The sequence below is a fragment of the Brachyspira hampsonii genome (assembly GCF_001746205.1).
In the GTDB taxonomy this organism is placed as follows: domain Bacteria; phylum Spirochaetota; class Brachyspiria; order Brachyspirales; family Brachyspiraceae; genus Brachyspira; species Brachyspira hampsonii_B.
Map to the genome: position 1 here is coordinate 171,229 of NZ_MDCO01000012.1, position 22,288 is coordinate 193,516.

Here is a 22,288-nt window from a genome sequence, read left to right on the forward strand (position 1 = left end):
AATTTATTTTTATAAGTGTTATTATTCTACATTATAATTAAAAATATACTTCGGAGAGAAAGTATGAAAATATATAGTTTAAGATTTAAAATACCTGTTTTGTTTATAACTGCTATAGTTATATCTATATTACTTAGCGTTGGAATTGTATTATTTTTTAGTACAAAGGCTATAGATGATGCTGTTGATAGCGGATTTGAATCTACATCAATTTCTTATAAAAATTTAATCAATCTTTGGTTAGAGGATAATACTTCTTCTATGGGTAATTTTATTACCTCTGAAGCATTAATAAATTTTTTATTAAACCCTCAAGATGAAGATTTAAAACTTAGAGCTGAAGAAGCTTTGAAATATTTCAAGACTTCAAAAAATTCATTCATTAATTTTATATTATTAGATTTAAATGGAAATGCTATAATCGATTCTGAGAATGGTATTCTTAATAATGTAAGTATGGATAGAAATGATGAAGGTTGGAAGAAGTTTGTTGCCGGCGGATATAATTCCGGAGGTGAGGCAAGTATAAGTAAATCAGTTGCCACAGGAAATCCTACTTATAGAATATGGTCAGGAATAAAAGATAATACAGGCAGAGTTATAGGTGTATTATCTGGAAATATAGATTGGGGAGATTTGATTAACGGATATATTTTAAATGTGAAAATAGGAGAAAGCGGAAAAATCTCTATAATAGATGGAAATAAAAAAATATTAGCTCATAATGACAAGAATAAAATTTTAACTACTGCAGAAAGTTATCTTCCTTATGATGAGGTTGTAAAAAATAAAAATGGTATTACGCATTATAAGGATATTCATGATAATCAAAAATATTTGATGTCATATTACAATGTAGATAATACAGATTGGTACATCATAATGACTATTTTACAAAATGAATTATATTCTTCATTAGGAAAAACTATTATATTCTCTATATTATTTGGAATAGCTATAATAATAATTGTAACTTTTATTATTGTAGCATTTACAAGAAGATTAACATCTCCTTTAAAAGAGGCTTTGAGATTAGCAAATTTAATATCTAAAGGAGATTTAACTTTTGAGATAAATAATGTATATTTGAACAGAAAAGATGAAACAGGACAATTAATAAAAAGTTTTGATAATATAAAAACATCTATAAGAGATATTATCGATGTAGCTAATTCAAATGTTGCTTTGACTAAGAGGACAGCATATTCTCTATCATATTCAAATAAAGATTTAGCTGCAAGAACTTTGAATCAGGCATCGGATTTAGAAAAGACAGCTGAAGCTACAGAAGAGATATCAAGTACCATAAAGAAAACAGCAGAGAATGCTTCTATTATCAATGATATGATGACGGATGCAAGAAATGCTGTAGAAGAAGCTGGAAGCATTATTTCAGAAACAGCTCAAAATACTAGTCAGGCTTTTGAATATAGTCAAAAGATTAGCGGATTAGTAAAGTTTATTGAAGATATAGCATTTCAGACTAATATATTGGCTTTGAATGCTTCTGTAGAGGCGGCAAGAGCAGGAGATCAGGGAAGAGGATTTGCTGTTGTTGCTTCTGAGGTTAGAAATTTGGCTCAGACTACTCAAAGTTCTGTTAATAATATTACTTCATTTATTACAGAAAGTAATGATAAGGTAAAAAAGGCAACTGATTCTGCTAATATGTCTAGAACTTTATTTGAAGATATAGAAAGTAAAATTGAAGAAACTACAAAAGTTATTGCTGATATGGCTAATACTACTAAAGAACAGTTAATAGGTATAGACAGTATAAATAGTGCCATGTCCAATATGGATGCACAAACTCAAGATAATAGTACATTGGTTTCATCTATGCATGAATCATCTAAAGAACTTGAAGATCAGATGGAGCAGTTATCAAATGCTATGTCTTTCTTTAAGGTTGGTGCTAGAAAGTTAGAATGGCTTGATCAGTACTATACTCATAATAAAACTATAGATGGTCAGCATGTTCAAATTATAGAATATGCTAATAAAGTTCATTCTGCTTTATATAATGGTGTAAAAGAGGATGTTGATGAAGCATTTAAGGGGGCTATTAATTATACTAAATACCATTTTGCTGAAGAACAAAAAATACAGGTGGCACATAAAGATAAATATCATAAGATTAAAGAACATTTTGAAGAACATAGAAGATTTGAAAGAGCTATTGATGATCAATATAAAGCATTTAAATCAAGCAGTGATTGGCGTCAGATAGCAACTGATTTCTCAGAACTTTTAGCTCAACTTCTAATAGAACATATTGGTGTATGGGATAAAGAGTTTGTAAGAATTGCAGGTATAAAAGATTCTTAAAATATTATTTCCAATTAGAACCAAATGGAGAGCTTTCTATGAGTCTATTATAGAAAAGCTCTCTTATTTTATTTAAAAACTTTTTTGTTTCTTCGCTTGAATAATCCGCATAAGTCCATTGTAATTCAGTATAGCCTTTTTTCTTTTTATATATAAGAGTTAAATCTGCAAATACTCCGTCTTTTAAATATATCCTATGTGTAAAGTTTTTATTTGTAACTAAAATAAAATTTTCTAAAGTCAATATTGCAGGATCTATATTAATTTTTCTTTTATTATTTTCATCTGAATATTCTTTTTCTATGCTATCTGTTATCTTTTTTACATCACTTATGTAGTCTCTTTCTATCATATATTTGAAAACCACAAATCTCTTATTTAGGGATTCTCCCATCTCTTCTTTATAATAAATGGAATGCGAAAATAAATATTCATCACTTATAATCTCAATTTCACCGAAATTATCAATAAGTTTTTCTAATACACAATTATATATATCTATGTCATTATACATTAGGGCAGTAATAAGAACTGCCTTTGATTGTTTTAATACTTTACTCATAATAATATATTATATTATTTTTATTTATATTTCTATATGTTTTAATCTGCATCATATTATTATTTTCTTATTATTGCTAATAAAAATTGTTCGCTAAATATGTATAGCAAATGACTTTGCTATACGCTCACAATTTTTATATTTATCTTTCTAGTATCTAAAAATTATTATTAATATAATTACTGTAACAAACTTATGATAAAGTGTAATTATAATTCACTTTTATTTTATCAAAACTATATTATTATTCTATACATTCACAAAGTATAGAAACTGCTTTCTCTAATTCTTTTTCTGTTATTGTAAGAGGAGGAAGAAGTCTTATTTTTGTTTTGGCAGTTAATGGAATGGCTCCTTTGGATATACATTTTTCTACTATTTCTTTAGCATTCAAACCTTCTTTAAGTTTTATTCCAAGCATTAAGCCTATACCATCAACACTTTCCACATTATCAAGTTTCATTAATTTATCTTTTATATATTTAGATTTCTTCTCAACTTCTTTTAGTAAATTTTTATCTATTATATTTAATACTTCCAAAGCACCGCTTGCCACTATAGGGTTAGCACCAAATGTAGAGCCATGATCTCCGTTATTAAATACATTAGAGCAAGTTTTACTCATAAGCATAGCGCCTATAGGAAGTCCTCCTCCTAAGCCTTTAGCTAATGTAGTTATATCTGGTTTGATACCGAAATGTTCTGAGCATAAAAATTTACCTGTTCTTCCAACTCCAGTTTGTACTTCATCAACTATAAAAAGTATATCATTTTCTTCACAGTATTTTCTTATATTTTGTACATATTCTTTATCAAGCGGTATAACCCCGCCTTCTCCCTGTATAAGTTCAAGCATTAAAGCACAAGCATTATCTTCTAATTTAGAAACAGTATCTTCATAATTGTTAGCCTCTGCAAATGAAAATCCTTCCAAAAATGGAAAAAAGTAATTATGAAAAACTTCCTGACCTGTAGCAGATAGTGTAGCCATAGTTCTGCCATGGAATGAGTTTTTTAATGTTACTATTTTATTTCTTTTATATTCTTTATCATTATTAGCATATTTATCAAAAGAGTATTTTCTTGCACATTTTATAGCAGCTTCATTAGCCTCAGCACCTGAATTGCAGAAAAATACTTTATCATATTTTGTTATAGTGCATAGTTTTTTAGCTAAATCAATATAAGGTTTTGTATAGTACAAATTAGAAGTATGCTGAAGAGTTTTAGCCTGATTATTTACGGCATTAATCCAGCTTTTATTGCCGTATCCTACGCTATTAACACCAATTCCGCTTCCTAAATCAATATATTCTTTTCCTTCAATATCTTTTAATTTAGCACCGCTTCCAGATTCTAAAACCAAATCAAATCTGGCATAAGTATTAGCAACATATTTTTTGCTGTTATTTATATATTCTTTTTTTAATTTTGACTTTTCATTATTTTCAGTATTTTGTTTATTTGTTTTTTTGCATGGCATATTTTTACCCTCATTTTTATTTTATTTACTCATTACTATTTTAGTCTTTATAAAACATAGTTCCTATACCTTCATCGGTAAACATTTCTATTAGTAGGGAATGGCATAATCTTCCGTCTATTATAAATACTTTTGATACTCCATTTTCAACTGCATCTATACAATGCTTAACTTTAGGTATCATTCCTCCTGATATAGTGCCGTCTTTTATTAAATTATCTACATCTTTAATATTTATCTGACTTATTAAAGAGTTTTCATCATCTTTATTTTTTAAAAGTCCCGGAGTATCTGTCATATATATTAAAGTTTCAGCTTTGAGACTTTCTGCTATTTTAGCAGCGGCAGTATCAGCATTGATATTATATACATTTCCTTCATTGTCGCATCCTACAGTTGCAACTATTGGAATATATTTATTTGTTATAATTGTATTTAATAAATCTGTATCCACTTCATCAACATCGCCTACAAATCCTAAATCATCATCTCCCTTGTATTTACTTACTTTAAACATACCTCCGTCAATACCGCATATACCTAAACATTTACCGCCTGAATTTTCAAGAGAAGCCGCTAAATCTTTATTAACCTTTCCAGCAAGCACCATTTTTACTACTTCTGCAGTTTCTTTATCAGTATATCTAAGTCCGTTTATGAATCTAGATTCTTTGCCTATTTTATTTAGTACCGCAGTGATATCTTTACCGCCGCCATGAACCACTATAACCTTTATACCAACTGTAGATAAAAGTGCAACATCAGTCATAACTTTCTTTTTTAATTCAGGGTTTTCCATAGCACTTCCGCCGTATTTTATGACAACGGTTTTTCCTGTATATTTTTGTATATAAGGAAGAGCCTGATTTAATATAAACGCTTTATCTCTATTTGAAATATTTTCCATTTTTATTTCCTTTATATTATTTAACTTCTGTAAGAGCCATTAATTTTTACATAATCATAAGTTAAATCACAGCCCCAAGCAACAGCCTTACTTGTACCGCAGTTCATATCTATTGTAATTTTTATCTCATCTTCTTTTAATATTTTCAAAGCCTCTTCTTCGCTGAACTCTACACCATATCCATCTTTATAAACATTCATCTCGCCGTATTTAGAACCTACATTAATAGATACTTTATTAATATCAAAATCAGCATCTTCAGTATACCCTATAGCACATGAAATTCTTCCCCAATTCATATCGCATCCGAACATAGCAGCTTTTACTAAATTTGAAGTGATTACAGATTTTGCTATTTTTCTAGCTAATTTCATATCGCTTGCATTTATAACTTCGCATTCTATTAATTTTGTAGCACCTTCTCCATCTTTAGCCATCTGTTTAGATAAATAAGTATTTGTCATATTTAATGCTTTACAAAATATTTTATAATTATCATCTTCTTTATCTATTATATTATTTTGAGCTTCTCCGTTAGCAAGCACTACGCACATATCATTAGTAGAAGTATCTCCGTCAACACTAATCATGTTATATGTATATTTCACATCCTCGCTTAAAGCCTTTTGCAGCATCTCGCTTGTAATATTGCAGTCTGTAGTTACAAATGCAAGCATGGTAGCCATATTAGGGTGAATCATACCGCTTCCTTTTGACATTCCTCCGATATGAACTTTTTTTCCGTCTATTTCAAATTCATAAGCAATTTCTTTCATAGTTGTATCTGTAGTCATTATAGCTGCTGCTGCATTTTGAGCATGCTCTTTAGAATGTCCTAAATTATCTATTAATACTTTCATATTTTTTTGTATAGGCTCTATATTAAGAGGGACTCCTATAACACCTGTAGAAGCAACTGCTACATCTTTTTCATCAATACCCAATACATCAGCTGCAAGTTTACACATTTCCTTTGCCTTTTCAACTCCGTCTTTATTGCAGGTATTAGCATTTCCAGAATTGCATATAACTGCTTTTGCTTTGCCGTCTTTTAAATGCTCTTTGCTTACAGTGATATTTGCTCCGCATACTTTATTTTGTGTATAAACAGCGGCTGCTGAACATAAACTTTCACTGTAAATTATTGCTAAATCTTTTTTTTCACTATTCTTTTTTATACCAGCATGTACTCCATTTGCTTTGAAACCTTTAGCAGCACATACACCGCCTTCAATTTGTTTAATGTTTGTCATCTATTTAATCTCCTATTGTTGCTAAAACTTATCATTAATAAAAAATTGTTATATGCCTATAATTATTATATTTTATTAAAAAGCTGGAGGAATAAAATTAAGCCCTTCATCTTCTTTCAAGCCTAATGCTATATTCATGTTTTGTATTGCCTGTCCTGCTGCTCCTTTTACCATATTATCTATTGCTGATACTATTATTAATTTATTTGTTCTATTATCTATATGCAAAGATATATCACAGTAGTTTGAATATTTAACATATTTTAAATTTGCTGTTTCGCCGATATTAAGCACTCTTACAAATGATGAATCTTTATAAAACTCATTATAAATATTATGTATATTTTCTAATGTATCATTTTTATTTTCTAATTTGGCATATATTGTTGAAACTATACCCCTATTTAATGGAAGCAAATGTGGTACAAAAGTTACTTTTATATCTTCTCCGTATATATTTGATAATGTCTGTTCTATTTCCGGAGTATGTCTATGTTCTGCGATTTTATACGGTGCAAATGCTTCATTACATTCTGTAAAGTGAGTATTTAATTTTAATTCTCGTCCTGCACCTGTAGCACCTGATTTAGAATCTATTATAATATCATCTTTTATTATCAATTTATTCACCAAAGCAGGAGCTAATGCTAAGCCTATAGAAGTAGGATAGCAGCCCGGATTTCCTATAATTTTTGCATTCTTTAATTCTTTTTTACCGTATACATTATCATATTTAATTATTTCTGGTATTGAATATATTGCCTCTTTATGAAGATTTTTATATTTATATTCTTTGCCGTACCATTTTTTATAATCTTCTTCATCTTCCAATCTAAAATCAGCACCTAAATCTATAAACAAAATATTTTTTTCAAAACATTTATTTGCAATATCATCGCTTAAACCTGCAGGCAGCGATGCAAATACAACATCAGTATCTTCAAATATTTCATTTTCATCTAATAATAGTTTATCTAAGTTTTTATTTAAATTGGGATATACTTCATTTATATTTTTTCCTACAAAACTTTTTGAAGATAAATTTTTTAATTCTACTTTGCTATGAGATAATAATAATCTTATTAATTCTGCACCTGCATATCCTGTAGCACCTATAACAGATACTTTTATCATATAAAACACTCCTATAATAATATTGATAAAGAATAATATATAATTGCTTTTATTTTTGAGAAATTTATTTTAATATGTGAATGAAATGAATGGAGGCTTAACGCCTTGAGAGATAATTTTTCATGTAAAAAAATATATTATACATTTTTATTTTTCCTAAAACTGTTTAATATTTGCGTATTATTATACTATTTATAATAAAAAAGTCAAGAATTTTTATTAAGTATTATAATATTTTATTTAATTATTAATTATAAAGAAAATGCAGAATATATGTTGAAAAATTCATATTTATAGTATAAAATGAGCGTATGTTTGATTTGTTATTGAATAATTTGCTTAAGGTTCCAAGCCAATAATATGAACTCGGTTTATTGTCAAGCATCAAAAAAAATTGCATAAAATTTTTTAGTAATAATAGTTTTATATCTAGCAGTAATAGGATTATATTATGAAAAAAATGTATTTTTTACTTCTTTTACTTATTTTAATAATAGTGATGATAATGTCCTGTAAAAAGATAAACATTTTAAGCCCTACACATATACCGCCGCCGACAGATTTTAGATTGCCTGAAGACACAATACCAAGTCATGTTGATGTTAATCCAATACCTGCTAAAGACGGCGAAGTATTCGGAGGTTTTAGAAGGAAGTTCAAATATCAAGGCAAATGGTATATATTGGCTGACTATATGTATGATTATGACCCTAAAAGTAAAGCATTAAATAAAAAAGCTGAAGACATAATACTTCAAATAGATGAGAGCGGAAATATAGTAGTTTATGATAAAGACAGTAAGGGCTATAGTGATTTATTAAGAATGAATATAATAGAAGAAAACAGAGTTTTATATGAAGATTCTTATTATGGAACTTATTCATATTCTTCAAGTTCTTATACTACTATAAACTGTAAAGGCGGAGAAAATTATCATTCATTTCGTACAGGCATAATTTTTAATAATGAGATAAAAACATCATCAGATTTAATAAATTGGACAACGGAGGGATCTAGTGATAATGTTTATAAAACTTTTCCTTCAGTAAGTACAGACCCTAATGCTAGCTTTCAAGGAAGATTTGGTGTTAGCAGTTATAAAATTGTAGAGTTTAAAGATTATATATATGTAATTGGTTTAAAAGAAGATTTTGATGAGCAAAATCCAAGCGGATGCCGAAATGAAAGTCAGGGACCATTTACAACAAGTAAAAATGTTTATTATAGAATAGATAAAAATAAAGATACATCTATGGGTGCTAATTGGGATAAGATTAATACGCCTTGGGGACAAAGAAGCAATCTTAGTATTCGCTATGATGAAAATAAAATATATGTTACAAAAGGTGAAAGGGTATATTATGAAAATGATTCTTCTATTAGTAAATGGGTGGATAAATATGAAAAATTTGAAAATGATAATACTATATGGTCAACTACTGACGGCGTAAATTGGCAAGTAGAGCCTAATTCTTCAGCTTATGATAATGCTGATTCGGTATATTCTCGTGATTCTTATATTGGAGGAGATTTACCTCCTATACAAAAAAAGATAAGAACTCCTGAAGAGCCTAATTGGATAAAACTTGATAATGGAAGATATTATAAATCTGACAATTCTCCTTATTCAACTTATACAATAAATAAGAAAACTTATTATGTTCCTATACCTCCTTATGAAGAAATAAGAGCTGCTTATGACAGCGGGCAGGAATATTTTACTATTACAGAGGCTCATATAAAGAGTGCTGGGCTTAATCAGTTTTTAACCAAGGATAAAGAGCCGAATAAAGATGAAGATTGGACAGTAATAACTCCTATAGACTATACAGATAAATTAATGGTATGGCAGAGCGGAGGTGAAAAAGTTATGCTTAATATTAATAATAAGGCAGTGCAGCTTGTAGACTATGAACAAATAGAAGTTATGTACAATACCATTAAAGAATATTCTATTGTAATAAATGATTTGAGAAAAACAGCAAAAGAATTGAGAGATGGAACTTATTGGAGTGATTTTTCCAATAGTTATATAAAAGATGTATGTGTTGGTATGGAGTATGATGCTAGGGCGGATATGCTTGAGCTTTTAATGAATAACAGAGAATATATTATGCCCGATGAGGCTGTTACGCATTATACTGTGGAGTTTAAATATTAATAAAGTATTTTATATATTGAAATTTAATTTATATAGTAGTATCATCAGTCTAATAATATTTTAGTTTTAGAGGCTGATTATGGATAAAGAATATGCTAAACATTTGATGGGTATATATAAAGATAAAGTTCTTCATGAGAGAATGAAAAGAAGACTTGAATATTTTGAGAGGGTTTTTAAAAGAGATAATGATAAAAGACTTTTTGCTGAACTTGCATTTTGTATATGTACGCCTCAGACTAAGGCTAGAAGCGGGGCGGCTGCTATAATTGATTTGTATAATAATAATTTGCTTTTCAAAGGAAGTGCTGAAAAAGTAGCTAATATATTAATAAAACATGTTAGATTTCATAATATGAAGGCTGAAAATATAGTGCTTGCCAGAAAGATTTATTTTCCTAATGAAAAGTTTGTATTAAAAGACAGAATAAATGAAGCTTTAAAAAATGATACTATGGTGGAATTAAGAAATGAACTTGCTAAAGAAGTTAAAGGCTACGGACTTAAAGAGGCTAGTCATTTTCTTAGAAATATAGGGTTTGGACAAAAAATTGCTATACTTGACAGACATATAATGCGTGTAATGGATAAGTTAAGCATTCTGCCTGAAGGTATGACGCCTAAAACAAGCCTTACAAAAAATAACTATCTAAGATGCGAAGCAAATCTGGTTGAATATTCAAAAAGCGAAAAAATACCTATGGAGTATTTGGACTTTGTATTCTGGTATGATGCCACTAATGATATTTTTAAATAATATTTAAGTTATTTAAATTTATTTCTTATTCTATTGAATATGGATATTTTTTCTTCCTTTTGCTGCAATGATTTATAATCTATATTTTCATTGCGGCAAAATTGAATAGCTTTTTCTATATTTTTATTTGCAAGTTCTATAATATTTTTTAGTACCAAGTCTTTTATTGAACTATCTATGTTATTATTATATAAATCTATAAAGTTAGAAGTGCATTTATCATAGTCATTTATATAATAGTATGATACTGCCTTGTTATAAATGCCGTAAATAAAATTATTATCTAATTCCAGCACCTTATCATAATAGTAAATCGAATTATTATAGTCTTTTAAGTCAAACAAAGTATTTGCTAAGTTATAAAGAGTATTTATTTTTAAATTATTATCATTTTCTTTTTTTAATTTTTCAAAGTTTTTAATATGTATTTTTATTTTTTTTAATTTTTTATCATAGTTATTATTAAATAGTTTTATTTTTCTTTTTGATTTTTTTAATATATTATTATTTATTATTAATGTTATTAATGTAAATACTATTATTATAACAGTTAAAAATGCAAACCAAAAATTGATAAGATTATTAGAAGATTTTACAGTTTCATTTAATGAAGTTTGAAGTCTTATATTATAATTATCCAAAATATTTTTTAATGAAGTTTCTAAATTGTCTAAAGATGTGCTTTTTAGTATTATATTATTTGTGATATTTTTATTGCTTGATATTTTACTTATTATAATATTTGTGTAATAATCTTCTTTTGCTATTATTATATTATTTAATGATGGGGCAAAATTTGTAATTGAATAATTAAGAGAGTTTTCTATTTTTTCATTATGAGTGATGTATATATTTCTAAATACTAAAATTGATATTATAAAGAGTATTAAAAAAGTGAGTATATAATATCTATGAATAAATTTTAAAAATCTAGTTATATATTTCTTTTTTGAATGCTCTTTTATTTTATCAATGCCGGCATTTGTAATATTTTTTACTTTTCCTTTTATATCTTTTTCATCAAGATATTTTTGAAATTTATCTATATTGTCTGATGTAAAATCTTTAGCTTTTTCAAATCCTTTTCCTGCAGCATCTTTAATTTTTTTTATGTTTTCATTATTTATATATTCTTTAGCTTTATTTGAAATATTTTCCTGAAATTCTTTTAATTTATTATTTTTTATTGTTTGTGAATTATTATTATTTTTTTTATTATATCTTCTTCTTTTTTTATTTATATTTTGTCTTTTTATATTTCTGTATTTATTTCTATTAATTTTACTCATTATATCTACCTTTATTATTTAGTATTTTAACATATTGATAATTTAATTTAAAGTGTAAATTTTTTTTATAATAACAATTTTTGTTATATGTTTTAGCATATAATATTATCAAAACATATGGTCTATTATATTTTTGTATATGCAGGACTTTTTATACCGAAAATTATTATATATAAATTTGAGGCTATATTATGAAAATAAATATTTTAGATGAAGCTATAATCTTTGAAGATAAAAATCTATATCCTGCTTTTCCTAGCATTATTAAACTTGATAATAATAATAAATATTTAGTAAGTTTCAGACTAGCACCAAAAATAAAAAAACATTATTCTCATCTTCATTCATTAAGTAAATCAATGCTTGCTGTCATCAATAAGAATAGGGTAGAGAAGATATTTGAGTTTGCTCAAGATGATGAAGCAGCAAAACAAGATGCACAGCTTTTTAGAATAGATGATAAAACTATAATGGCATATTATTTTAGATACACATTTCACCCTATTAATGAAAAAGATTTATTTAAAGATTATACTTTTATAGAATATGATGGTACTATAGCATTGCTTGATGGAATAGGAGTATGTATAAGCTATGATAATGGAAAAACTTTTTCAAATCCTCATATTATAAAAATAAATAATGATAATGGTATAATGAAAAACTTTGCAATTAGAGGCAGTATGTGTAAGTTAAATAATAATGAAATACTTGCTCCAATATATGCTTATAAAAAAAATATAAATAAAAATAATTCAAAATATCAGTGTTATATTATTTCTAGTAAAGATTTAATTAATTGGAAACTTAAAAGTTTTTTAGCTGAAACTGATTATAAAAAAATAAATGGAAAAAAGTCAAAAATAGAATATGTTGAGCCTTCTATTTTTAATGATAAAAATAATGTCATAGCTTTTATTAGAACGCATGTTAATAATGAATACGCCCTTACCTCTATAAGTTATTCAAAAGATAAAGGCAAAACTTTTTCAAGCCCAATATTTACTAATATAAAAGGCTATCCTTTAAATCCTTTATTTTTAAGTAATGGTAAAGTTCTTCTTACTTACGGATACAGATTAAAGCCTTATGGCATAAGAGCTATTTTACTTGATAATGCTGATAATATATTTGATATAGAAAAAATTAATTATAAAGCTTTAAATGAAGAGATAATAATAGACTCTTCTATGAAAAGCACAGACTGCGGATATCCTTGGTGTGTTGAGGATAACGGTATTGTATCATGCGTTTATTATGGATATAAAGATAAAAATAAAGTAAGAAAAATATATATGAAAAGGTTTACTTTTAATTAAAAATATAGTATAAAGTAAATATAACTATATGATAATGAATATTAATAGTGTATTGGAGGTTTTTATGGATGATAAAGATATAATGGATCCTAGTGTTTATCAGATAAAGCAGTCTGATTGGGAAGTTTTAGAAAATGATGATTATTATATTTATAAATTATTAGCATACAAATTATCATCTTGGAGTGAGGATACATATTTAATTGTAAAAGTTAATAAAGAAAATAACAATAAAGAAATAATAATAGATTGGAATAGTAAAGATTTTGTATTTGCTAATCATAAAACATTTTTTAGATTTGATAATGATTTGCCTGATAATTTAGACTGTAAAGCAAGCGAAGATAGATTAAGCTCAATAGTTTTAAAACCAGATTATGTTTATGATAATTTACTTGATGCTGATATGCTAATAGTTCGTGCTTCTTTAGAAAAAAGTAAAACTACAAGAATGTTTGATGTTTCAAAGTTTAAAGATATAGTAAAAAAATAAATATATAAAAAATGGTACTATGTTTTTTATAGCATAATACCATTTTATTATTTAATTAACTTTTATTAAAATTCTTTTATTTTTTCTTTGTTTAGAGTTTTTATCAATTCTTTAGCGATATTGATAGAAGCTATTATATCGTCATAAGAAGCATAACAGTAATGACTATGAGCATATCTTGTTGCTACTCCCAATACTACACTTGGAGTACCTAAATTAGTTTTATGATAAACAGCCCCGTTAGTAGAACCTTTTTCACGCACAATCACTTGATGAGCTATATTATTTTTTTTGGCTATATCTATTGTGTATTTATTTAATCTAGGATTAGTAATCATACCGCCGTCAATTATTCTAAGCTGAGAACCTCTTCCTATGGCACCATGAGCTCTATCTCCATAATAAAATGTATCATCAGCAGGAGAGCCTTCAAATACTATAACCAAATCAGGCTTTACTTTATTAGAAGCTACAGCAGCCCCTCTAGTTCCTACTTCTTCCTGAGCGGTCATCATTCCAACTAAATTAACATCTAGTTTTTCATCTTTTAAAGCTCTTAAAGTTTCTATTACGCATAAAGCTCCAACTCTATTATCTATTGCCTTAGCACATATACTTTTTGTCCTGTCATCATATCTAAAATCAACATCAGGAGATATAGGGTCTCCTATTTGTATGCCGAATATTTCTTCAGTTTCCTTTTTACTTCTAGTTCCCACATCAATATACATATCATGTAATGAAGGAAGTTTTCTTTTATCTTCTTCAGTCATAAAATGAGGAGGTTTTGAACCTATTACTCCTTTAACATATTCTCCGCTTGAAGATTTTATCACTACAGAGTTTGATACTATATTAGGTATATGCCAGCCTCCTAATGGTATAAAAGAGATTGTACCATTATCATTAATATGTTCTGTCATAAATCCTATTTCATCTATATGGCAGTCTAAACCTACTATAGGTTTATTTTTATCTATTTTGTTTAATCCTAAATAAAGATTATTAATAGAATCTCTTTCATTATCTATAAATGCTGTGTTTTTTCTTATAACTTCTATAACATCATCTTCAAAACCAGAAGGTCCGAATGCATTAGTTAAATCTTTCATTAAATTTAAAATATCATTCATAAAAAGTCCTTATATAAAAAAAATTTTAATTGCAAACATAATAAATCATTTGAATAAAATATCAATTGCTAAAGTGTAATATTATTGATTGATTTTTTACAACAATACAATTATGATGTAAAAATCATATTACATTTACTTCTTTTTTTAAAAAAAATGTAAATTTTTTAAAAAAAAGGAACTATATATACGCATTTTTTATAAAAAATGCTTGTATTTTTTATTTTTTATATTATTATTAATATATAAGCAAAAACAAATAAAAATGCTTATGATAGATAAATACAATTTATCAAAGGAGATTATGAATATGACTAACAATAAATATGATATAGTAATAATAGGTTCTGGTTTAGGCGGATTAACTTCCGGAGCTTATTTAGCAAAGCAAGGAAAAAAAGTTCTTGTATTAGAAAGCCATAATATAGTTGGCGGATGTGCCACAGGCTACAAAAGAAAAAATGTAAAATTTGAAGTAGGACTTCATGAATTGGATATGGCTAAAAAAAATAGAGAGATGAAGCATGTAATATTTAGCAAATTAGGTCTTTATGATAGAGTTAATTTGGTACAGCTTCCTCAAACTTGGAGAATAAAAACAGAATCTACAGATTTGGTTATACCTGAAGGTTATGAGAATGCTATAAATACTTTAGAGAAAGAGTTTCCAGAGGAGAAAGAGGGCATAAAAAAATATTTTTCCGGACTTTCAAGAATGATGTATATGATAAGAAGAGTACCTTATGACTTGAAGTTTTGGGATTATTTCTTCTTCCCTGTAACAACACTTCCTATGATTTTATATCAATTGTTTAAGCAGAAAAATACAGGAGATGTTTTAGATTCTATAATAAAAAGCGATAAGTTAAAAAGAATATTGAATATAAATATTACTTACTATCACCAAAACCCTTATGAGTTTACTTGGTATTATCATGCTTGTGCTCAGGGGGCTTATTATAATTCTGCTTATTTTATCAAAGGAGGAAGTCAGAACCTATCAAATGCTTTGGCTGATATAATCAAAGAAAACGGAGGAGAAATAAAAGTTTCTTCAGAAGTTAAAAAAATAAATGTAAAAGGAAATATTGCTGAGGGAGTAACTTATTATGATAAAAGAGCAAAAGAGGAAGTTACAGTTAATGCTGATTATGTAATAGCAAATGCAGCACCTCAAATAGTTTATGATGAATTACTTCCTAAAGGATATGAAGATAAGAGAATAAAGAAACTTAAAAACTCAGTATCGCTTTATACAGTTTACATAATATTTAAGAAAAAATTCTCAGAGCTTTATCCTAATAATGCATACTCTACTTTTATAACTACAGAAAAAACTTTAAATACAAATTTCAAAGAAGATGCTAAAGGACAAAGAGGTATACCAGTAGAAGACAGAAACTTTGTATTTGTAGATTATTCAGCAATAGACAGCGGACTTGTAGAAGAGGGAGATAACCGTTCATTTGCCGTACTTACAGGACCTTCATTCTTAGACGAATGGAAAGATTTAAGCGATGAAGAATATAAAGCTAGAAAAAAAGAAATGGCAGAAAAACTAATAGACAGAGCAGAGCAGCATTATCCCGGATTTAGAGATAATATAGAGTATTATGAGGTAGCTACTCCGAAAACAATTAAGAGATACATTAAAACACCAGACGGTACTCCTTACGGATTTGTACAGGATACTTACTTGAAAAAAAGCAGATGCGTAAGAGTATCGCCTACAGTTAAAAACTTACATTTTGCTAGTGCTTGGAACTTCCCCGGAGGAGGATTTACAGGTGCTTTATTAAGCGGATATTTTGCAGCACGTAATATATTATTCCCATTAAAACCTTATATAGTGCTTAGATTCCTATTATGCGGTGTTGTAGGAACGGCTATAGGTACTGCTTATCAATGGATCCCTGCTTTAATTAATTTGTTTAAATAAATAAAAGTTAATGGTTTTGTATAAAGCGATAGACAATGAAATATTTGTTTATCGCTTATATCGAAAAAAGGAGAATTTAATGAAAAATAAAATAATTACAATATTAATTTTTACATTTGTATTTAATGTATTAGCTTTTTCTCAGAATGCTGATGATATAACAGGTTTATGGTACAGTCAGGCAGATTCTCAAAATAGAATATCTGTAGTTGAAATATATAAAGAAAACAATAAATATTACGCTTATTCATTTGCCTATAAAAATTCAAATGATATAGTGAATGATGTTAATAATCCTAAAAAAGAATTAAGAAACTTACCTTTAAAAGGACTTGTTTATTTATATGATTTAGAGTTTGTTAAAGGTGAGTGGAAAAATGGAAAAATATACAATCCAGATGACGGTAAAACTTATCATGCCAAAGTAACTTTATCAGATAATGGTACAGAAATAAAAATAAGAGCTAGTGCTGACGGAGCAGGAATTTTTGGTAAAAATATAGTATGGCAAAAATTACCAAGCAGTGATGCAGCTAAATATAAACCGCTTAACAAAAGCGAGCTTAGAAAATTAAATTGATAAATACTTACACTTACACTAATTATATTTTTATGTTTATTGCTGGGGATTTGCTTTTTAGCAAACCCCCGCTTATTTTATTTTGTTTCAAATGTATGTATTAGGTGAATAAAATTCATATTTCTATATATTAAAATAATAACAAAATTAAAAGATTATCTTTATAGTTGTAAAATTAAATTATTTATTAATCTTTTATGTATTTATCAACATGTTTAATATAATCAATATAGATTGTGATTACTGCACAATAATAAAAATAAAATTTTATTTAATAATATTTAAGGAAAGTTATGAAAAAAATATTTATAATACTATATGCTATAATTATGAGCATACCATTATTGGCACAAGAAAATGCAGATTCTAAAAGATATTCAGATGAAGGCTGGTATTTCTCAAATCATTTTTTAGGAAGATGGAATCATTTTGGGGCTTTATATCAAGGGCAATTATTTTATAAAAAGGCTTTATTTAGAGAGATGAATAATTTCTTTTTTAATGATTCATATATTCTTGCAGGGATAGAACAAGAGTTAAGCAGTTTTTCAAGAACTTCAGCTTATGTTGAATTTCAGCCTCTAATAGCATTAAAAGTATTATTAAAGTTTACTTATGAAGCAGGACTTGCTGATGCTGGAAAACCTGTATTAGTTGATGGAAGTACAAAGGAGTTTAATCATGCCCTTCCTCCATTTACAGGACTTAATCCTATGACTAAAAAGCCTCAATATGTAGGAGGAAATACTATATATTTTCAAGTGGCACCTACTATTACAATAGGAGGACCGGCAGGCGAGGGATTAATAGCTTTAATATATACTCCTTATATAAATTATATAAGAGCTTTTGGAATTGATAAAGATGATTATATTTATTTGGCTAGAGAATCTATAGTGGTGAAAGCAGAAGATATGTATTTTAATCATGATATAAAATTGGGATACAGTATGAAAGAATGGGGTATGTCTTTTGCTATTAACACAACAATAGAGCAAATGCTTTCTAGTAAGGATTTATATAGGGTTGGTTTGTTTGCCGCTTATTCGTATAAGAAAGCATTAAATAGTGTGCCTAGTCTTTCTCCATTTGTCAGCACTAAAATTGGTACTTGGCTTATTGAGAAGCATACTCAATATAAATTTGCTGTACAGCTTGATGCTGGGATAGAATGGAAATTTTATTAAAATAACAATTATAAATATTTTACTAAAAATAAAAACTTATGTTTTATAATCGAATAATATTATTTAATAAATTAGGGTAAATTATGAAGAAAAAAATTTTATTTATTGCAGCAGCATTTACTTTTTTAGTATTATCATTGAATGCTCAGAATGTTAAGGCGAATGATGTAGTGGGATTATGGTATGCTGAAAAAGATTCTTTAGGCAGAATTCCTGTTGTTGAGATATATGAGGAAAATGGTAAATATTACGGTTATTCTTTTGCATATAAAGAGCCTTATAATGGTAAGGAAAGTTTAGATGAAAAAAATCCAAATCCTGAATTAAGAAAACTTCCATTAAAAGGACTTGTATATATAATGGGCTTATCTTTTAATAAGAATGAATGGAATGATGGTAAAATATATAATCCTTATGATGGAAAAACATATAATGGAAAAATGTCTATAGATAAAGAAGGAAAACTTATTTTAAGAGGTTCTATAGATAAGGCTGGAATATTAGGTAAATCTATGAAATGGACTAGGGTGCCTGATGCTGAAAAATCAAGATTTAAGCCTTTAAATAGAAATGAATTAAGAAAACTCAATTAAATATTGACTCATAACATAAACTATTTTTTATTGGAGGTTAATTGCCTCCTTTTTTTATTTTATCTCCTACAGAACTATATATTATCCCAGCGAGTATTAATATTCCGCCTATTACTTGCGATATCAATATATTTTCATGCAAAAGTATAACTGCTTCCAAAGATGAGAAGAAAGGTATTGAATCGTATATTATTCCTCCTTTTATAGCCCCTATTTTAGCAACAGCCATATTCCATAGTATAAATCCCAAAGCTGATGGAAATACTCCTACATATATAAGTATTAGGGCAGATTCCATATCAAGAGCATGCATATTATTTGAAGTATATGTAAACAGCATTCCTATTGCAAGCGGTATAAGTCCTATTATTACCATAAGATAAAAAAATGTTGATTGCGAAACTTCTTTAGGTCTTATTTTTAATGTTAATGTGTAAACTGCAAATAGTATAACAGCAAACAGCATGTATAAATCCCCAATAGCAAATTTTAAATTCATAAGAACTTCTATACTTCCTTTTGTTATTAATATTACAACACCAACTATAACTACAAGAAGCCCTAATTTCTGATTTAAAGTCAATTTAGTTTTCCATACTATTCTGCTTATTATTGCCATTACAATAGGAGACAATGTAGCAAGCAAAGACATATTAGCAGCATTACTTGTATGTGCCGCTAAATAAACAAATGTATTAAATATCGTTATTCCAAGTATTGATATTATTATAACTTTAATCCATCTTCCTTTGATATATTTTATACTTTTTATCAATTTTTTTATACAGAATGGAGTTAATACTATAAAAGTTACTAACCATCTGTAAAAAGAAATTTCTATTGGGGTGAAATGTACAAGAAATCTGGCAGCTACAAAATTACCGCTCCATATAATAACTGCTAGTATTGCTAGTATATAGCCTGAATTATTATTTGCTTTATTATTCTCTGACATAAGAAATCCATAAAATTTAATGCAACTATACTATTATAAATTTTATTTTTTGCAATTATTTTTTATTATTTTTCATGTTTATTTGAACTATAATAAACAATAGAAATTACAGCCGATAATAAAGAAATTAAAGTAAGTACAATATAAGCAATATTTATAGAGTATATATCTATTAGTTTTCCTGTTATTATAGGGAATATAAAAATACCAAATGAATAAGTTGATTGAAAAAATCCCATTGCAGATGATTTTTTATCTATGTCTATATCTTTTACAGATTCGCTTGTTAGAAGCGATGCTAATATTCCAGAAGAAAATCCCCCTAACACCTGAGAAGCTATTATTATAAATACATTATTAACAGATATAACTATAATGCAGTATAAAGCCATAATTATAAATGATATAGGTATATATTTCTTTATATTATTTTCATTTTTTATTTTACTAGGTACAAAAGCTCCTAGTATAGCAAAGAACATACTTATTATTGATGCAGCTCCTATATTTTGAGATGATCCTCCTAATTCTTTTATTCTATTCAAAGTAAAAGAAATGACAGCGGACATTTGTACTCCCTGCATTACAACAGCAAGCAGAGAAAATACTATTAATCTTTTATTTTTTATCACTGAAAATAAATCATTAAAAGACATTTTTTTATTATGTTTGCTGTCTTTTAAAAATAATCCTAATAATGATACCAATGCTCCAGATACAGTACTTACAAGAAGTATAAATTTCATTCCAAGTTTATCATAGAAAATAGCCGCTATTAAAAAGGCAATAAACATACCAAGTACGCTTGCAACTAATGCCTTACTAGTAGCCTTGTATTCTTCATTTTTGTCAAAATACGAAGCATATAAAACCATAAATACTGTCCAAATAGAAGCTGATATTCCGCATAATGTTCCTCCTATCAAAAATCCGTACTGATTTGTATTTAATAATCTTATTACTCCTCCAAGTGAAGTGAGAAATCCAGCTAATATTATGAGTGAACGGCATTTTCCTATATAATCATTGAGAAGCCCGAAAGGAAATTTTAAGAACATCTGAGCGGCACCGTAAACACCTATGATAATACCTATCATAGAAGATGTTATATTTAGAGATGATAAAAAAGTAACTTGATAGGGAATATAAACATACAACGAAAGCCATAAAAGAGTCATTATAATAAATAGTAAATTAGACATATATAATTCCTATTTTTATATAGTTTTTTAATATATAAATAAAGCTGCCTAATAAAATTAAACAGCTTTAATATCTACTATTATTATATATCTAAAAGATTATTTGTAAATTAAAATTTATCTACATCTATATCTGCCACAGAATTAAATATATAATTTGGTCTGTATGGGAACTCTTCTATCATATCTCTATTAGTAACCCCTGAAAGTACAAGAGCAGTTTTCATACCTGCCCCAAGTCCTCCAAGTATATCCGTATCCATTCTATCTCCTACCATAAGCGTATTTTCACTATGAGCATTTATTTGATTCTTAGCAATGGACATCATAATAGGATTAGGTTTTCCAACAATATAAGGTTTTTTTCCTGTAGCAGTTTCTATTGCAGATAGTATAGGTCCTACTGCCGGTATTAATTCACCGTTTGGTGCAGGATCTACTATATCTGGATTGCATCCTATAAACTTAGCACCTTTATTAATAAGATGCACAGCCTTTTGAAGCATATCAAAATTGAAAGCATTAGTTTTACCAACTACTACATAATCAGGGTTAACATCATTTATACTGTAACCCACATTATAAAGTTCGCTTACTAGTCCTCCTGTCCCTATAACATAAGCAGTACCATTGGCAAGCTGTCTTTGAAGAAATATTGCTGTTGCCTGTGCTGCGGTGAAAAAATGCTTTTCATCTAATCCATTTACACCTAATGACTCTAATTTTCTTTTTAAATCTCTTGGAGTTTGTTCAGCATTATTGGTTAAAAATAGAAATGGCACATTTTTATATAATAGCATTCTTATAAAATCTTCTGCACCTTCTATTAAATTATTGCCTCTGTATATAACTCCGTCCATATCTGATATTATACTAATCATAGATTCCTCTCTCTTATTTATTTTTAATTGTCAGATTGATATTTTTACTTAATTTTTATGATTCTGACAATTTTATTCTTAATTAAACTTATTTTATTTTTTATTTTAACACATGAATTGTATAAATATAAA

Annotated in this window: 19 protein-coding genes; 9 read left to right on the forward strand and 10 right to left on the reverse strand. The window is 27.5% G+C overall.

The genetic code is table 11. From position 1 onward, the window contains the following. Positions 1–63 precede the first annotated feature (63 nt). Positions 64–2,328 (forward strand): methyl-accepting chemotaxis protein, encoded by a 2,265-nt coding sequence (locus BFL38_RS09830; protein WP_069726873.1) that lies wholly within the window; start codon positions 64–66, stop codon positions 2,326–2,328. Positions 2,329–2,332: 4 nt separating this feature from the next. On the opposite strand, the gene BFL38_RS09835 is transcribed toward BFL38_RS09830, so the two are convergent. The 5 genes from BFL38_RS09835 to argC form a co-directional block, all read right to left on the reverse strand. Next, the gene (locus BFL38_RS09835) at positions 2,333–2,890 is read right to left on the reverse strand and encodes a DUF4416 family protein (protein WP_069726874.1); all 558 of its coding nucleotides are present in this window, start codon (positions 2,888–2,890) and stop codon (positions 2,333–2,335) included. 244 nt (positions 2,891–3,134) lie between these two features. Next, a complete protein-coding gene (locus BFL38_RS09840) occupies positions 3,135–4,373 on the reverse strand; it encodes an aspartate aminotransferase family protein (protein ID WP_069726875.1) in 1,239 nt (412 codons plus the stop codon). Positions 4,374–4,413: 40 nt separating this feature from the next. Next, positions 4,414–5,280 carry an acetylglutamate kinase gene (gene argB / locus BFL38_RS09845; RefSeq protein ID WP_069726876.1) on the reverse strand — a complete coding sequence of 289 codons (867 nt, stop codon included), beginning with the start codon at positions 5,278–5,280 and terminating at the stop codon, positions 4,414–4,416. A gap of 20 nt (positions 5,281–5,300) precedes the next feature. Further along, complete coding sequence (gene argJ / locus BFL38_RS09850; protein ID WP_069726877.1) at positions 5,301–6,533, reverse strand: bifunctional glutamate N-acetyltransferase/amino-acid acetyltransferase ArgJ; 1,233 nt, start codon at positions 6,531–6,533, stop codon at positions 5,301–5,303. 75 nt (positions 6,534–6,608) lie between these two features. Then, positions 6,609–7,667 carry an N-acetyl-gamma-glutamyl-phosphate reductase gene (gene argC, locus BFL38_RS09855; RefSeq protein ID WP_069726878.1) on the reverse strand — a complete coding sequence of 353 codons (1,059 nt, stop codon included), beginning with the start codon at positions 7,665–7,667 and terminating at the stop codon, positions 6,609–6,611. Between the two features lie 451 nt (positions 7,668–8,118). Between argC and BFL38_RS09860 the strand changes: the two genes are divergently transcribed. Together BFL38_RS09860 and BFL38_RS09865 are read left to right on the forward strand one after the other, a co-directional pair. After that, entirely contained in the window at positions 8,119–9,828 is a 1,710-nt protein-coding gene (locus BFL38_RS09860) for a hypothetical protein (protein ID WP_069726879.1), read from the forward strand. 79 nt (positions 9,829–9,907) lie between these two features. Beyond that, the gene (locus BFL38_RS09865) at positions 9,908–10,585 is read left to right on the forward strand and encodes an 8-oxoguanine DNA glycosylase (RefSeq protein WP_069726880.1); all 678 of its coding nucleotides are present in this window, start codon (positions 9,908–9,910) and stop codon (positions 10,583–10,585) included. Positions 10,586–10,593: 8 nt separating this feature from the next. Here the strand turns inward: BFL38_RS09865 and BFL38_RS09870 are convergent, their stop codons facing one another. After that, the gene (locus BFL38_RS09870) at positions 10,594–11,874 is read right to left on the reverse strand and encodes a tetratricopeptide repeat protein (protein ID WP_069726881.1); all 1,281 of its coding nucleotides are present in this window, start codon (positions 11,872–11,874) and stop codon (positions 10,594–10,596) included. 191 nt (positions 11,875–12,065) lie between these two features. Between BFL38_RS09870 and BFL38_RS09875 the strand changes: the two genes are divergently transcribed. Next, positions 12,066–13,193, forward strand: a complete 1,128-nt coding sequence (locus BFL38_RS09875) for a sialidase family protein (protein WP_069726882.1) — start codon at positions 12,066–12,068, stop codon at positions 13,191–13,193. Between the two features lie 64 nt (positions 13,194–13,257). After that, entirely contained in the window at positions 13,258–13,686 is a 429-nt protein-coding gene (locus BFL38_RS09880) for a hypothetical protein (RefSeq protein WP_069726883.1), read from the forward strand. Between the two features lie 65 nt (positions 13,687–13,751). On the opposite strand, the gene BFL38_RS09885 is transcribed toward BFL38_RS09880, so the two are convergent. After that, on the reverse strand, positions 13,752–14,819 hold the full coding sequence (locus tag BFL38_RS09885) for a M42 family metallopeptidase (protein ID WP_069726884.1): 1,068 nt from the start codon (positions 14,817–14,819) through the stop codon (positions 13,752–13,754). Positions 14,820–15,129: 310 nt separating this feature from the next. Here BFL38_RS09885 and BFL38_RS09890 point away from each other — a divergent pair, with 310 nt between their 5' ends. The 4 genes from BFL38_RS09890 (at position 15,130) to BFL38_RS09905 (ending at position 19,118) form a co-directional block, all read left to right on the forward strand. Then, complete coding sequence (locus BFL38_RS09890) at positions 15,130–16,758, forward strand: phytoene desaturase family protein (RefSeq protein WP_069726885.1); 1,629 nt, start codon at positions 15,130–15,132, stop codon at positions 16,756–16,758. Between the two features lie 79 nt (positions 16,759–16,837). Continuing rightward, positions 16,838–17,338 carry a DUF2147 domain-containing protein gene (locus BFL38_RS09895; RefSeq protein WP_069726886.1) on the forward strand — a complete coding sequence of 167 codons (501 nt, stop codon included), beginning with the start codon at positions 16,838–16,840 and terminating at the stop codon, positions 17,336–17,338. 293 nt (positions 17,339–17,631) lie between these two features. Beyond that, positions 17,632–18,525: a hypothetical protein gene (locus tag BFL38_RS09900; RefSeq protein ID WP_069726887.1), complete on the forward strand. Its 894-nt coding sequence runs from the start codon at positions 17,632–17,634 to the stop codon at positions 18,523–18,525. An 83-nt stretch (positions 18,526–18,608) separates the two neighbouring features. Further along, a complete protein-coding gene (locus BFL38_RS09905; RefSeq protein ID WP_069726888.1) occupies positions 18,609–19,118 on the forward strand; it encodes a DUF2147 domain-containing protein in 510 nt (169 codons plus the stop codon). Between the two features lie 37 nt (positions 19,119–19,155). Here the strand turns inward: BFL38_RS09905 and BFL38_RS09910 are convergent, their stop codons facing one another. The 3 genes from BFL38_RS09910 to BFL38_RS09920 all read right to left on the reverse strand — a co-directional run bounded on the left by BFL38_RS09910 (position 19,156) and on the right by BFL38_RS09920 (position 22,156). After that, positions 19,156–20,073, reverse strand: coding sequence for a DMT family transporter (locus tag BFL38_RS09910; protein WP_069726889.1), 918 nt, complete (start codon positions 20,071–20,073; stop codon positions 19,156–19,158). A gap of 65 nt (positions 20,074–20,138) precedes the next feature. Further along, positions 20,139–21,275, reverse strand: coding sequence for an MFS transporter (locus BFL38_RS09915; protein WP_069726890.1), 1,137 nt, complete (start codon positions 21,273–21,275; stop codon positions 20,139–20,141). Between the two features lie 110 nt (positions 21,276–21,385). Beyond that, the gene (locus BFL38_RS09920; protein ID WP_008725738.1) at positions 21,386–22,156 is read right to left on the reverse strand and encodes an HAD-IIA family hydrolase; all 771 of its coding nucleotides are present in this window, start codon (positions 22,154–22,156) and stop codon (positions 21,386–21,388) included. Between the last annotated feature and the right edge of the window lie 132 nt (positions 22,157–22,288).

Bases quoted from the DNA above. Each gene is read 5' to 3' on its own strand.
- BFL38_RS09830 (WP_069726873.1), top strand. From the start codon at position 64: ATGAAAATATATAGTTTAAGATTTAAAATACCTGTTTTGTTTATAACT.
- BFL38_RS09835 (WP_069726874.1), bottom strand. From the start codon at position 2,890: ATGAGTAAAGTATTAAAACAATCAAAGGCAGTTCTTATTACTGCCCTA.
- BFL38_RS09840 (WP_069726875.1), bottom strand. From the start codon at position 4,373: ATGCCATGCAAAAAAACAAATAAACAAAATACTGAAAATAATGAAAAG.
- argB (WP_069726876.1), bottom strand. From the start codon at position 5,280: ATGGAAAATATTTCAAATAGAGATAAAGCGTTTATATTAAATCAGGCT.
- argJ (WP_069726877.1), bottom strand. From the start codon at position 6,533: ATGACAAACATTAAACAAATTGAAGGCGGTGTATGTGCTGCTAAAGGT.
- argC (WP_069726878.1), bottom strand. From the start codon at position 7,667: ATGATAAAAGTATCTGTTATAGGTGCTACAGGATATGCAGGTGCAGAA.
- BFL38_RS09860 (WP_069726879.1), top strand. From the start codon at position 8,119: ATGAAAAAAATGTATTTTTTACTTCTTTTACTTATTTTAATAATAGTG.
- BFL38_RS09865 (WP_069726880.1), top strand. From the start codon at position 9,908: ATGGATAAAGAATATGCTAAACATTTGATGGGTATATATAAAGATAAA.
- BFL38_RS09870 (WP_069726881.1), bottom strand. From the start codon at position 11,874: ATGAGTAAAATTAATAGAAATAAATACAGAAATATAAAAAGACAAAAT.
- BFL38_RS09875 (WP_069726882.1), top strand. From the start codon at position 12,066: ATGAAAATAAATATTTTAGATGAAGCTATAATCTTTGAAGATAAAAAT.
- BFL38_RS09880 (WP_069726883.1), top strand. From the start codon at position 13,258: ATGGATGATAAAGATATAATGGATCCTAGTGTTTATCAGATAAAGCAG.
- BFL38_RS09885 (WP_069726884.1), bottom strand. From the start codon at position 14,819: ATGAATGATATTTTAAATTTAATGAAAGATTTAACTAATGCATTCGGA.
- BFL38_RS09890 (WP_069726885.1), top strand. From the start codon at position 15,130: ATGACTAACAATAAATATGATATAGTAATAATAGGTTCTGGTTTAGGC.
- BFL38_RS09895 (WP_069726886.1), top strand. From the start codon at position 16,838: ATGAAAAATAAAATAATTACAATATTAATTTTTACATTTGTATTTAAT.
- BFL38_RS09900 (WP_069726887.1), top strand. From the start codon at position 17,632: ATGAAAAAAATATTTATAATACTATATGCTATAATTATGAGCATACCA.
- BFL38_RS09905 (WP_069726888.1), top strand. From the start codon at position 18,609: ATGAAGAAAAAAATTTTATTTATTGCAGCAGCATTTACTTTTTTAGTA.
- BFL38_RS09910 (WP_069726889.1), bottom strand. From the start codon at position 20,073: ATGTCAGAGAATAATAAAGCAAATAATAATTCAGGCTATATACTAGCA.
- BFL38_RS09915 (WP_069726890.1), bottom strand. From the start codon at position 21,275: ATGTCTAATTTACTATTTATTATAATGACTCTTTTATGGCTTTCGTTG.
- BFL38_RS09920 (WP_008725738.1), bottom strand. From the start codon at position 22,156: ATGATTAGTATAATATCAGATATGGACGGAGTTATATACAGAGGCAAT.